The organism is Streptomyces hawaiiensis (assembly GCF_004803895.1).
Classification (GTDB): Bacteria; Actinomycetota; Actinomycetes; order Streptomycetales; family Streptomycetaceae; genus Streptomyces; species Streptomyces hawaiiensis.
Genome location: NZ_CP021978.1, coordinates 6997860 through 7011007, shown reverse-complemented (window position 1 = coordinate 7011007; position 13148 = coordinate 6997860). Strand labels below are relative to the sequence as shown.

The window sequence follows — 13148 nt, the reverse complement described above, 5'->3', positions numbered from 1 at the left end:
GTGAGGTGTGGGGAAACGGACGCTTCGAGGAAAGCGCCCGGATGGCCGGATCGGATCGTCCGTTGACGGGTCCCTTACGGCGGTGGCCGCGGCTTTGACGGCACCTTGACGCGACGGGCCGCTGCGGGCGGATCGCTCGCCGGCACGGGCGACGATCCCGGCCGTGACGGCGGGGAGAGCGGGGTCACAGCCAGGGCGAGGGCAAGGTCACAGCCGTTCCCTCTGCTGCTCGTTCGTTAACGTGGCCTAACATCCGGGCATGACGGTCCTGCCTGACGACGGGCTTGAGCTGGCCGGCGAGTTCCCTGATGTGCCCCATGAGCAGTGGCAGCGCCTTGTGGCGGGCGTGCTGCGCAAATCGGGCAAGGACGTCGAGGGAGCCGAGGCCGAGGAAGCCCTGTCCACCGCGCTGGAGGACGGGTTGCGTACCCGCCCCCTCTACACCGCCCGCGACTCCGCGCCCGAGCCGGGTTTCCCCGGTTTCGCCCCCTTTGTACGCGGCGGCCGCGCCGAGGGGAACACGGTCGGCGGCTGGGACGTACGGCAACGGCACTCCGCGGCCGACCGTGACGCGGTGCTCGGGGACCTGGAGAACGGCGTCACCTCCCTCTGGCTGACGGTCGGGGAAGGCGGCATCGCGGTGCCGGACCTCGGCCGGGTCCTCGACGGCGTGTATCTCGATCTGGCGCCCGTCGTCCTCGACGCGGGGCGCGAGGCCGAGTCCGCCGCGCGGGAGTTGCTGCGGGTCTACGAGGAGCGGGGTGTCGCCCGGGACGCGGCGCGCGGCAATCTGGGCGCGGATCCGCTCGGGCACGAGGCCCGCACCGGGCAGCGGTGCGACACCGCGCCGGCGGCGGAGCTCGCGCGGCTGTGTGCCGGGGAGTACCCGGGGCTGCGGGCGCTGACCGTGGACGCACTGCCGTATCACGAGGCCGGCGGTTCGGCCGCCCAGGAGCTGGGCTGCTCGCTGGCCACCGGGGTGGCGTATCTGCGGGAGCTGACCGGGGCCGGGCTGGATGTCGAACAGGCCTGTGGGCAGCTGGAGTTCCGGTACGCGGCGACCGCCGACCAGTTCCTGACGATCGCCAAGCTGCGGGCCGCGCGCCGGCTGTGGGCCCGGGTGGCCGAGGTCTGCGGGGCTTCGCGCGCGGGGGCGCAGCTCCAGCACGTCGTCACCTCGCCGGTGATGATGACGCGCCGCGACCCGTGGGTGAACATGCTGCGCACCACCATCGCCACGCTGGCCGCCGGTGCGGGCGGGGCCGACGCGGTCACCGTGCTGCCCTTCGACCACGCCCTCGGCCTGCCGGACGCGTTCGCGCGCCGGATCGCCCGCAACACCTCCACGATCCTCATCGAGGAATCGCACCTGTCCCGGGTGATCGACCCGGCGGGCGGCTCCTGGTATGTGGAGCGGCTCACCGACGAACTCGCCCACGCGGGCTGGGAGTTCTTCCAGCGGATCGAGAGGGTCGGCGGCCAGGCGGCCGCCCTGCGTTCCGGGGATCTCGCGCGGGACCTGGCCGAGACATGGCAGGCCCGCACCGGCAGGCTCGCCAAGCGGCGCGAACCCGTCACCGGGGTCAGCGAGTTCCCGTTCCTCGCGGAGAAGCCGGTCGTCCGCGCGAGCGCGCCCGAGACCCGCTCCGGAGGGCTGCCGCGCGTACGCCGTGACGAGGCGTACGAGACGCTGCGCGCCCGCTCCGACGCCCACCTCGCCGCGACCGGCTCCCGGCCCCGGATCCACCTCGCCGCGCTCGGCCCGGCCGCCGCGCACACCGCACGCCTCACCTTCGCCTCCAATCTCTTCCAGGCGGGCGGCATCGAGCCGGTCACCGAGGGCACCTTCGCCGAGAGCGGCGCGACGGAGGCCGTGCTGTGCTCCAGCGACGCGCTGTACGCGGAGCAGGCCGAGGCCACCGTCCAGGCCCTGAAGGCCGCCGGCGCACGGCATGTGTTCCTCGCGGGCCGTCCCGGGGAGTATCCCGGTGTCGACGCGTACGTCTTCGCGGGCTGCGACGCCGTGGCCGTGCTGTCCGCGACCCTCGACCGCATGGGAGTGTCCTGATGTCCGCCCCTTCCGGCCCCTCCGTCCCCGACTTCTCCGGGATCGAGCTGGGCACCCCGGCCCCCGACGGCGGCGCCGACGAGTGGCGTACGGCGGTCAAGAACGCGTCCGGCGGGGACGACCTGCTCTGGGAGACTCCGGAGGGCATCGCCGTCAAGCCGCTCTACACCGGCCGTGACCTGGAGGGCCTGGACTTCCTGGACACGTACCCGGGCGCGGCGCCGTATCTGCGCGGCCCGTACCCGACGATGTACGCCAACCAGCCCTGGACCATCCGTCAGTACGCCGGGTTCTCGACGGCCGAGGAGTCCAACGCCTTCTACCGGCGCAACCTCGCGGCCGGCCAGAAGGGCCTGTCGGTCGCCTTCGACCTGCCCACGCACCGGGGCTACGACAGCGACCACCCGCGCGTGACCGGTGACGTCGGCATGGCGGGCGTGGCGATCGACTCGATCTACGACATGCGGCAGCTGTTCGACGGGATCCCGCTGGACAAGATGACGGTGTCGATGACGATGAACGGCGCCGTGCTGCCGGTGCTGGCGCTGTACATCGTGGCGGCGGAGGAGCAGGGCGTGCCGCCGGAGAAGCTGGCGGGGACCATCCAGAACGACATCCTCAAGGAGTTCATGGTCCGCAACACCTACATCTATCCGCCGAAGCCGTCGATGCGGATCATCTCCGACATCTTCGCCTTCACCTCGCAGCGGATGCCCCGCTACAACTCCATCTCCATCTCCGGCTATCACATCCAGGAGGCGGGTGCGACGGCCGACCTGGAGCTGGCGTACACACTCGCGGACGGCGTGGAGTACATCCGGGCGGGCCGCGAGGCCGGCCTGGACGTGGACGCGTTCGCGCCCCGGCTGTCGTTCTTCTGGGCGATCGGCATGAACTTCTTCATGGAGGTCGCCAAGCTGCGGGCGGCGCGCCTGCTGTGGGCGAAGCTGGTGAGGCAGTTCGACCCGCAGAACGCCAAGTCCCTGTCCCTGCGCACCCATTCGCAGACCTCGGGCTGGTCCCTGACCGCGCAGGACGTCTTCAACAACGTGACGCGCACCTGCGTCGAGGCCATGGCGGCGACGCAGGGGCACACGCAGTCGCTGCACACCAACGCCCTCGACGAGGCGCTCGCCCTGCCCACCGACTTCTCGGCCCGCATCGCCCGCAACACGCAGCTGCTGCTCCAGCAGGAGTCCGGCACGACCCGCGTGATCGACCCGTGGGGCGGCAGCGCGTACGTGGAGAAGCTGACGTACGACCTGGCCCGGCGGGCCTGGCAGCACATCGAGGAGGTCGAGGCCGCGGGCGGCATGGCCAAGGCCATCGACGCGGGCATCCCCAAGCTGCGCATCGAGGAGGCCGCGGCCCGCACACAGGCCCGGATCGACTCGGGCCGCCAGCCCGTCATCGGCGTGAACAAGTACCGGGTGGAGACCGACGAGCAGATCGACGTGCTGAAGGTCGACAACTCCTCCGTGCGGGCGCAGCAGATCGAGAAGCTGCGGCGGCTGCGCGCCGAGCGGGACGAGCGGGCCTGCCAGGACGCGCTGGACGCGCTGACCCGGGCCGCCGGCGGCGCGGGCAACCTGCTGGAGCTGGCGGTGCACGCGGCCCGCGCGAAGGCCACGGTCGGGGAGATCTCCGACGCCCTGGAGAAGGTGTACGGCCGGCACGCGAGCCAGATCCGTACGATCTCCGGTGTGTACCGCAACGAAGCAGGCGAGTCCCCGTCCGTGGACCGCACCCGCGCGCTGGTGGACGCCTTCGACGAGGCCGAGGGCCGCCGCCCGCGCATCCTGGTCGCGAAGATGGGCCAGGACGGCCACGACCGCGGCCAGAAGGTGATCGCCACCGCCTTCGCCGACCTCGGCTTCGACGTGGACGTCGGCCCGCTGTTCCAGACGCCCGCCGAGGTGGCCCGGCAGGCCGTCGAGGCGGACGTGCACATCGTCGGCGTCTCCTCGCTCGCGGCCGGTCACCTCACCCTCGTCCCGGCGCTGCGCGAGGCGCTGGCCGAGGAGGGGCGCGAGGACATCATGATCGTGGTCGGCGGCGTGATCCCGCCGCAGGACGTGCCCACCCTCCTGGAGATGGGCGCGGCGGCCGTCTTCCCGCCCGGGACGGTGATCCCGGACGCGGCGTACGACCTGGTGCGGCGACTGTCGGACGGCCTCGGGCACGACCTGTGATCGATGTCGACGCGTATGTGAAGGGCGTGCTCGACGGGAAGCGGGCGCTCATCGCCCGGGCCATCACCCTCGTCGAGTCGACCCGGCCGCAACACCGGATCCTGGCCCAGGAGTTGCTGACCGCGCTCCTGCCGCACAGCGGCCGGGCCCGGCGGATCGGCGTCAGCGGGGTGCCGGGCGTGGGCAAGTCGACGTTCATCGACGCGTTCGGCACGCTGCTCACCTCGCTGGGGCACCGGGTGGCGGTGCTGGCGGTCGACCCGTCCTCCAGCCGTACGGGCGGTTCGATCCTGGGGGACAAGACCCGGATGGAGCGCCTGGCGGTGGACCCGGCGGCGTTCGTGCGCCCCTCCCCCACCGCGGGCACGCTGGGCGGGGTCGCCAAGGCCACCCGCGAGTCGATCGTGGTGATGGAGGCGGCCGGCTACGACGTGATCCTGGTGGAGACGGTCGGCGTCGGCCAGTCCGAGACCGCAGTCGCGAACATGGTCGACACGTTCCTGCTGCTCACCCTCGCCCGCACGGGCGACCAGCTCCAGGGCATCAAGAAGGGCGTGCTGGAGCTGGCGGACGTGATCGCCGTCAACAAGGCGGACGGGCCGCACGAGCGGGACGCCCGGGCCGCCGCGCGGGAGCTGTCGGGCGCGCTGCGGCTGATGCACGGCAGGGACGCGTTCTGGACGCCGCCGGTGCTGCACTGCAGCGCCCGCGAGTCGACCGGCCTCGACACCGTCTGGGAGCGCCTCGAACAGCACCGCGCCCTGCTGGACTCCACCGGGCGGCTCACCGCCAAGCGCCGCGACCAGCAGGTCGACTGGACCTGGACCATGGTCCGCGACGAACTCCTGGGCCGGCTCCACGCCGATCCGGCCGTGCGGGCTCTGGCGCCCGTGCTGGAACAGCGGGTCCGGGAGGGCGAGCTGACCGCGACGCTGGCCGCCGAGCGGATCCTCGGCGCGCTCGGCGGCTCAGAGGCAGCGGATTCCTGAACCGAAGCAAGCGGAACGGGGAATTCACATACCCGGCTTGCATGACTATGCAAAGTGATACATACTCTTTCTATGTCCAAGGTCCTCACCTCCCTGCCCGCCGGCGAGCGCGTCGGCATCGCCTTCTCGGGCGGTCTCGACACCTCCGTCGCGGTCGCGTGGATGCGCGACAGGGGCGCCGTCCCGTGTACCTACACCGCCGACATCGGCCAGTACGACGAGCCCGACATCGCCTCGGTGCCCGGCCGCGCCAAGACGTACGGGGCCGAGATCGCGCGTCTGGTCGACTGCCGTGCCGCGCTCGTGGAGGAGGGCCTGGCCGCGCTGACCTGCGGCGCGTTCCACATCCGCTCGGGCGGCCGGGCGTACTTCAACACCACCCCGATCGGCCGCGCCGTCACCGGCACGCTCCTGGTCCGGGCGATGCTCGAGGACGACGTCCAGATCTGGGGCGACGGCTCGACCTTCAAGGGCAACGACATCGAGCGGTTCTACCGCTACGGCCTGCTCGCCAACCCGCACCTGCGCATCTACAAGCCCTGGCTGGACGCGGCCTTCGTGACGGAGCTCGGCGGCCGCAAGGAAATGTCGGAGTGGCTGGTCGCGCACGGGCTTCCCTACCGGGACAGCACGGAGAAGGCGTACTCCACGGACGCCAACATCTGGGGCGCCACGCACGAGGCCAAGACCCTGGAGCACCTGGACACCGGCGTCGAGACCGTCGAGCCGATCATGGGCGTCCGGTTCTGGGACCCGTCGGTCGAGATCGCCGCCGAGGACGTCACGATCGGCTTCGCCGAGGGCCGCCCGGTGTCGGTCAACGGCAAGGAGTTCGCCTCCCCCGTCGACCTGGTCATGGAGGCCAACGCCATCGGCGGCCGGCACGGCCTGGGCATGTCGGACCAGATCGAGAACCGCATCATCGAGGCCAAGAGCCGCGGCATCTACGAGGCCCCGGGCATGGCTCTGCTGCACGCCGCCTACGAGCGCCTCGTCAACGCGATCCACAACGAGGACACCCTCGCCCAGTACCACACCGAGGGCCGGCGCCTCGGGCGGCTGATGTACGAGGGCCGCTGGCTGGACCCGCAGGCGCTGATGATCCGCGAGTCGCTCCAGCGCTGGGTCGGCGCCGCCGTCACCGGCGAGGTGACGCTGCGGCTGCGGCGCGGCGAGGACTACTCGATCCTCGACACCAAGGGCCCGGCCTTCAGCTACCACCCGGACAAGCTGTCCATGGAGCGCACCGAGGACTCCGCGTTCGGCCCGGTGGACCGCATCGGTCAGCTCACCATGCGCAACCTCGACATCGCCGACTCCCGCGCCAAGCTGGAGCAGTACGCCGGCATGGGCCTGATCGGCACCGGCAGCCCCACGATCGGCGCCTCCCAGGCCGCCGCGACCGGGCTGATCGGCACCATGCCGGAGCTGCCGCAGGGCGGCGCCCAGGCCATCGCCTCCCGGGGCGCGGTCTCGGAGGAGGACGCCTGGCTGGACCGCGCGGCGATGGAGTCCGGCACGGACTGACCGCCCCGGCGGTACCCGCACGAAGGGCCGGCTCGACGACGTCGAGCCGGCCCTTCGCCGTGTCCGGCCCGGCCGGGCCGGGATGCCGGCGCGGGTGGGTGCGAGCCGCGCCGGACGCCCCGCCGGACGACCCGGCGGGGCAACGCCGTCACCGCGACGTGCCGGCCATCTCCCGGACCGGTGCGTCCAGGGAGTCGAGGCCGCGCAGGATGTCCTCGACGCGCTGCCTGGCGTCGCCGAAGAGCATCTGGGTGTTCTCGCGGAAGAACAGCGGGTTCTGCACGCCCGCGTAGCCGGCGGCCATGGACCGCTTGAAGACGATCACGTGGGCCGACTCCCACACGTGCAGGACCGGCATCCCGGCGATCGGGCTGGACGGGTTGTCGGTGGCGGCCGGGTTGACCGTGTCGTTGGCGCCGATGACCAGGACGACCGAGGTGGCGGCGAAGTCGTCGTTGATCTCGTCCATCTCCAGGACGATGTCGTACGGCACGTTGGCCTCGGCGAGCAGCACGTTCATGTGCCCGGGCAGCCGGCCGGCCACGGGGTGGATGCCGAACCGCACCTCCACGCCCCTCTCGCGCAGCTTGCGCGCCAGTTCGGCGACCGGGTACTGGGCCTGGGCGACGGCCATGCCGTAGCCGGGCGTGATGATGACCGAGGTGGCGTCGCGGAGCAGTTCGGCGGTCTCCTCGGCGTTGATCTCCCGGTGCTCGCCCTGTTCGCCGTCGTCGGCGGCCGCCGCCGGAGTGCCGAACCCGCCCGCGATCACCGAGATGAAGGAGCGGTTCATCGCCTTGCACATGATGTACGACAGGTAGGCACCGGAGGAGCCCACCAGCGCGCCGGTGACGATGAGCAGGTTGTTGGAGAGCAGGAAGCCCGAGGCCGCGGCGGCCCAGCCGGAGTAGCTGTTGAGCATGGAGACGACCACCGGCATGTCACCGCCGCCGATGGAGGCGACCAGATGGGCGCCGAGGGCGAGCGCGATCACGGTGACGGCGATGAGCAGACCCATGCCGGGGCGTAGGACGAACGCCACCGTCAGCCCGACGAACGCGACGAGCGCGCCGACGTTGAGGACGTGCTTGCCCGGCAGCGTGAGCGGGCGGGAGTTGATGCGTGCCGAGAGCTTCAGGTAGGCGACGACGGAACCCGTGAAGGTGACGGCGCCGATGAACACCCCGATGAACACCTCGGCGTGATGGATGCCCAGCAGCGAACCGGAGAGCTCGGCGTCGACGTCCAGGTAGCCGTTCCAGCCGACGAACGTGGCGGCGAGGCCGACGAGGCTGTGCATGATGGCGATCAGCTCCGGCATGCCGGTCATCTCGACCACCCGGGCCCGCCACAGGCCGATGCCCGCACCGGCGGCCGTGGCGACGGCGATCAGCACGAGCCCGGTCGCGGTGATGCTGCGGGAGGCCAGCCCGACCGTGGCGGCCAGGGCGACGACCATGCCCGCGATACCCCAGACGACCCCCGAACGGGACGTCTTGTGCTGGGAGAGGCCGGCGAGGCTGAGGATGAACAGCAGCGCGGCGACGACGTAGGCGGCCTGGGCGGCCGTGTCTGTGGTCATCGTGATCAGCCCTTCGAGAACATGCCGAGCATGCGGCGGGTGACGGCGAATCCGCCGAAGATGTTGATGCTCGCCAGCAGGATCGCGGCGAACGACAGCACGGTGACGGCGGTGTCCCCCTGCCCGATCTGCAACAGCGCGCCGACCACGACGATGCCGGAGATGGCGTTGGTCACCGACATCAGCGGGGTGTGCAGCGCGTGGTGCACGTTGCCGATGACGTAGAAGCCGATGACGATCGCCAGGACGAACACCGTGAAGTGGCCGAGGAGTTCACTCGGCGAGAAGGCCGTCACCAGGAACAGCGCGAGCGCTCCGGCGGCGACCAGGGCGTACGAGGACCAGGCCGGGCGGGAGGGCTTCGCCGGTGTTTCGGCGGGGGCCGGTTCCGGCTCCTTCGCCCCGGCCGGGGCGGGTGCGGCGGACACCTGGACCGGGGGCGGTGGCCAGGTCTTCTCGCCCTCGCGGACCACGGTCATCGAGCGCTGCACCACGTCGTCGAAGTCGAGGACGAGCCGGCCGTCCTTGCCGGGGGTGAGCAGCTTCAGCAGGTTGACGATGTTCGTGCCGTACAGCTGCGAGGCCTGGGCGGGGAGCCGGCCGGGCAGATCCGTGTAGCCGATGATCGTCACGTCGTTGTCGGTGACGACGGCCTTCCCGGCGACCGTGCCCTCGACGTTGCCGCCCTGGGCCGCGGCCATGTCGACGATCACGCTGCCGGGCTTCATGCGCGCGACGTCCTCGGCGGTGATCAGCCGCGGCGCGGGGCGGCCCGGGATCAGCGCGGTGGTGATGATGATGTCGACGTCGGCGGCCTGCTCGGCGTAGAGCTGCGCGGCGAGCCGGTTGTAGTCCTCGGAGGTGGCCTTGGCGTAGCCGTCGGTGCTCACCTCCTGCTCGGCGGTCACCGTGAGGAACTCCCCGCCCAGGGAGCGCACCTGCTCGGCGACCTCGGGACGGGGGTCGGTGGCGCGGACCACGGCGCCGAGACTGCGGGCCGCGCCGACGGCCGCGAGCCCGGCCACCCCGGCCCCGGCCACCAGCACCTTGGCGGGCGGCACCTTGCCGGCGGCGGTCACCTGGCCGGTGAAGAAGCGGCCGAAGGCGTGCGCCGCCTCGACCACGGCCCGGTAGCCGGCGATGTTCGCCATCGAGCTGAGGACGTCCAGGGACTGGGCGCGCGAGATGCGCGGGACGGCGTCCATGGCGAGCACGGTGATCGGCCGCCGCGCCAGTTCCTCGACCAGTTCCGGGTTGTGGGCGGGGCCGATCAGCGCGATCAGTGTCGCCCCGTCGGGCAGCCGGCCGGTCTCCTCGCTGGAGGGGGCGTTGACCTTGAGCAGGATCTCCGCCTGCCACGGGTCGCCGAGCCGGGCTCCCGCCTCCTCGTACGCCGCGTCGGAGAAGCGGGACGAGGCTCCCGCTCCCGGTTCGACCACCACGTCGTACCCGAGCGCGACAAGTCTCCCCACGGTGGCGGGCGTGGCCGCCACCCTGGTCTCGCCCGCAGTGGATTCGGCCGGTATGCCGATCCGCTGGGGTTGCGGTTCCGCTGGGACCATCGTCTGCCTCTCCCGTCGTTCGACTGCCTGTCCTCCTTGGTGCCCGCATCCTGCACGTTCGACGCGGCATCCGTGGCGGGCCGTGGTCACATGGCCGAGGAGGCTGTCCTCACACCGCCCAGGGGTTGCCAGGGAGGCGTTTCGGGGGTATCAGTGTGACGCCCGGGGCGGAGGAGTCCTGTGATGCGACACCCCACGGCCGGGCGCAGACTGATGGCGTGAGCAGCACGCGCCCGGGGCGCGGCGAGGCCGCGGCCCCCTCCCGATCCGCACCGCAGCAGACTGTCGCGCTGGCGGCGATGATGTTCGCCGTCGCCATGACGTTCATCGACCAGACCATCGTGTCGATCGCGGCTCCGGACATCGTCCGCGAACTGGGTCTGTCGTCCTCCGGCATGCAGTGGGTGGTCAACGCCTACCTGCTGGCCCTCGCGGCGTTCTTCGCCCTCGGCGGCCGTCTCGCGGACCTCTACGGACCGCGCCGGATCGTCGTGATCGGCACGCTGGTGTTCGTCGTCTCGTCGGTGCTGTGCGGCTGTGTCCCCGAGGGCGGCGCCGCACAGGCCTGGCTGATCATCTTCCGCGCCACCCAGGGGCTGGGGGCGGCGCTGCTGTTCCCCGCTGCGCTGGCCGTGGTGGTGGCGGTGTTCCCGGTGGAGCGGCGCGGGCGTGCCCTCGCCCTGTTCTTCGGGGTCACCGGCGCGCTGACCGCCATCGGCCCGCTGCTGGGCGGCTGGCTCACGAACTGGACGTGGCGCGCCGTGTTCTGGGTCAACGTCCCCGTGGCGATCGTGGCGCTGGTCCTCACGGCCCTGGCGCACATCTCCGACCGGCGGCGGTCCGGCACCCTGGACGTCCCGGGAGCCGCCCTGATCGCGGCCGGCATGGGCCTGAGCGTCCTCGGCTTCCAGCAGGCCTGGTCCTGGGGCTGGGACAGCTGGGCGACCTGGGTGTGCATCGCGGGCGGCCTCGCGATACTCGCCGGGTTCGTCCGCTTCGAGCGGCAGGTGGAGCAACCGCTGATCGACCTGCGGGTCTTCCGGGACAAGGCGTTCACCGTGGACGCGGCGGTGCTGTTCTTCTCGATGCTCGCCTTCGTCCCGCTGTTCTTCTTCACCTCCGTGTACGCCCAGGTGTCCCTGAGCGCCTCGCCGAACCAGGCGGCGCTGTTCCTGCTGTACTTCTTCGTGGGCTTCGCCATCGCCTCGCAGTGGGGCGGCCGGATCCTCGACAAGAAGGGCGCGCGCCCGGCGCTGAAGCTGGGCACGGCCGTGGGCTGCGTCGGTTTCGCCCTGTGGGCGGGCAAGCTCACCGACCTGTCCATGCACGACCAGTGGCCCTACGCGGCCCTGGCCGGAGCCGGCATCGGCTTCGTCCTGGCGCCGGCCTCCACGGACGCCGTCAACCGGGCCATCGGCGCCTCGTACGGCGAGGTCACCGGCATCACCCAGACCGTGCGCAACTACGCGGCGTGCGTGGGACTGGCCGTCTACGGCACGATCCTGACCCACGTCACGACCGACAACGTGGTGGGCACCCTGACGTCCCGGGGCATGTCCGCCGCCGACGCGGACACCGTGGCCCGCGACGTCACCGAGTCGATCACCGGCAGCGGCGACTCCCGGCCGCCCACCGGCACCGGCCCCGCCGCCGAGGCGACCCGGGAGTCGATGTCCGCGATACGCATGGACTTCGCCGAGGCCAACCAGTGGGTGTTCTACGGCATGGCCATCGCTCTGGGCATCGGCTTCCTGTGCGCCCTGCGGCACCCGGGCGGCAAGGTGGACGCACACGCCGAGGTGGCGGAACCGGCCGGGCAGGCCCGCTGACGCCGGCCGTCAGGTGAACAGTTCGTCGGTACGCCGCTGGATCTCACCGGGCGTCAGGTCCTCGATGGTCTGGGAGATCATCCAGAGATGGCCGAACGGGTCGGCGAGGCGGCCGCCGCGCTGCCCGTAGTGCTGGTCGGCGACGGGGTACACCACCGTCGCCCCGCGCCTCAGCATGGCCTCGGCCACGGCGTCGGCGTCGGACACGTCGAGCGCCATGATCACCGGGCTGCCGCCGAGGGACGTGGGCGCCGGGTCCGCGGGGTCGGCGTCCTTGACCGCGATCGCGGCCCCGCCGAGGCGCAGCATGGCGTGCACGATGGTCCCGTCGGGGCCGGTGTACCGCTCGGTCTCCTCGGCGCCGAGCGCGTCCCGGTAGAAGTCGACGGCCCGGGCCGCGTCGCAGACCACGAGCCGTGCGTAGAGGCGGGTGACGGCGGGTTCGCCGGTTGCGTTCGTCATGCCTTCACGATCGCGGGTCCCGGGGGGGCGTGGATTGTAGAAAACGGCCGGCCGGGTGGAATCCGTCACCCGCCGAGCGGAACGTGGTTGCGTTCGAGCGGCGAGCGCGGTGCGTACGCGGTCGGCGTGATCCCGGCGAGGGCGCGGAACTCGTGGATGAGATGGGCCTGGTCGTGGTAGCCGCAGTCCGCGGCGAGGACCGTCCAGTCGGGCGCCCCGTGCCCTGCGTTCACGCGGCCCAGCAGCCGCTGGAAGCGCCGGATGCGCGCATACCGCTTGGGCGGGAGCCCCAGCTGTTCGGTGCATCTGCGGGCCAGCCGCCTGGCGGTCCAGCCGAGCCGGTCGGCGACCTCGGCGACGGGCGTGCCGCGGTCGAGCAGCGCCGCGGCGAGGCGGACCGCCGGGTCGGGCTCCAAGGGGTGTTCCGCCCGCGCCAGCAGGGCCGCCTCCAGCTCCCGCAGCCCGGCCGCCGGGCCACCGGCGGCCATGGCCGCCAGCAGCCGCTCGCGCAGCACCGCGCCGTCCGTTCCCCACAGCTCGTCGAGCCCGACCAGCTCGTCGCGGACCGCGGAGACCGGGGCGGTCAGGAAGGGGTGGGCCCCGCCGGGCCGGAACGCCACCCAGACGACGGCCCGCTGCTGCGCCGGGTCGATCAGGGCCGGCTCCGTGTAGGGCCCGTGCACGGCCGCGCCCCGGGTACGCCGGTCCGCGCCCTTCAGCGGGGAGGAGGACAGGGAGTCCCCGTCCAGGTTCACCAGCAGTTGCGCCGCGCCGGTCGGCAGGGCGAGCTCGGCGGAGTGCGCGAACCTGCCCTCGGCGTAGCCCATCGCGCCGATCAGCGGCAGCAGGGCGCCTACCGACGGCCGGACCGTGAGCGAGACCGGTGTCCGCTCCGCCGGACGAGCCGTACCAGCCGTACGAGGAGCCATGGCACCAG

General features: G+C 72.1%; 9 protein-coding genes. 5 read left to right on the top strand and 4 right to left on the bottom strand.

Annotated features, from left to right (window positions below; genetic code table 11):
* The first annotated feature begins 259 nt into the window (after nt 1-259).
* The 4 genes from CEB94_RS32170 to argG all read left to right on the top strand — a co-directional run bounded on the left by CEB94_RS32170 (nt 260) and on the right by argG (nt 6776).
* Nucleotides 260-2068, top strand: coding sequence for a methylmalonyl-CoA mutase family protein (locus tag CEB94_RS32170; protein ID WP_175435520.1), 1809 nt, complete (start codon nt 260-262; stop codon nt 2066-2068).
* Entirely contained in the window at nt 2068-4260 is a 2193-nt protein-coding gene (gene scpA / locus CEB94_RS32165; protein ID WP_175435519.1) for a methylmalonyl-CoA mutase, read from the top strand. Before CEB94_RS32170 ends, scpA begins: the two co-directional genes overlap by 1 nt.
* Nucleotides 4257-5249 carry a methylmalonyl Co-A mutase-associated GTPase MeaB gene (meaB, locus tag CEB94_RS32160; RefSeq protein ID WP_175435518.1) on the top strand — a complete coding sequence of 331 codons (993 nt, stop codon included), beginning with the start codon at nt 4257-4259 and terminating at the stop codon, nt 5247-5249. Before scpA ends, meaB begins: the two co-directional genes overlap by 4 nt.
* Nucleotides 5250-5321: 72 nt before the next feature.
* The gene (gene argG / locus CEB94_RS32155) at nt 5322-6776 is read left to right on the top strand and encodes an argininosuccinate synthase (protein WP_175435517.1); all 1455 of its coding nucleotides are present in this window, start codon (nt 5322-5324) and stop codon (nt 6774-6776) included.
* 148 nt (nt 6777-6924) lie between these two features.
* Here the strand turns inward: argG and pntB are convergent, their stop codons facing one another.
* Both pntB and CEB94_RS32145 read right to left on the bottom strand, forming a co-directional pair.
* A complete protein-coding gene (gene pntB, locus CEB94_RS32150) occupies nt 6925-8358 on the bottom strand; it encodes a Re/Si-specific NAD(P)(+) transhydrogenase subunit beta (protein WP_175435516.1) in 1434 nt (477 codons plus the stop codon).
* A gap of 5 nt (nt 8359-8363) precedes the next feature.
* The gene (locus tag CEB94_RS32145) at nt 8364-9920 is read right to left on the bottom strand and encodes a Re/Si-specific NAD(P)(+) transhydrogenase subunit alpha (protein WP_175435515.1); all 1557 of its coding nucleotides are present in this window, start codon (nt 9918-9920) and stop codon (nt 8364-8366) included.
* A 299-nt stretch (nt 9921-10219) separates the two neighbouring features.
* Here CEB94_RS32145 and CEB94_RS32140 point away from each other — a divergent pair, with 299 nt between their 5' ends.
* Entirely contained in the window at nt 10220-11749 is a 1530-nt protein-coding gene (locus CEB94_RS32140; RefSeq protein ID WP_175437238.1) for an MFS transporter, read from the top strand.
* Nucleotides 11750-11758: 9 nt separating this feature from the next.
* Here the strand turns inward: CEB94_RS32140 and CEB94_RS32135 are convergent, their stop codons facing one another.
* Both CEB94_RS32135 and CEB94_RS32130 read right to left on the bottom strand, forming a co-directional pair.
* Nucleotides 11759-12211 (bottom strand): VOC family protein, encoded by a 453-nt coding sequence (locus CEB94_RS32135; protein WP_175435514.1) that lies wholly within the window; start codon nt 12209-12211, stop codon nt 11759-11761.
* Between the two features lie 65 nt (nt 12212-12276).
* Nucleotides 12277-13140 (bottom strand): helix-turn-helix domain-containing protein, encoded by an 864-nt coding sequence (locus CEB94_RS32130; RefSeq protein ID WP_175435513.1) that lies wholly within the window; start codon nt 13138-13140, stop codon nt 12277-12279.
* Nucleotides 13141-13148: the final 8 nt, after the last annotated feature.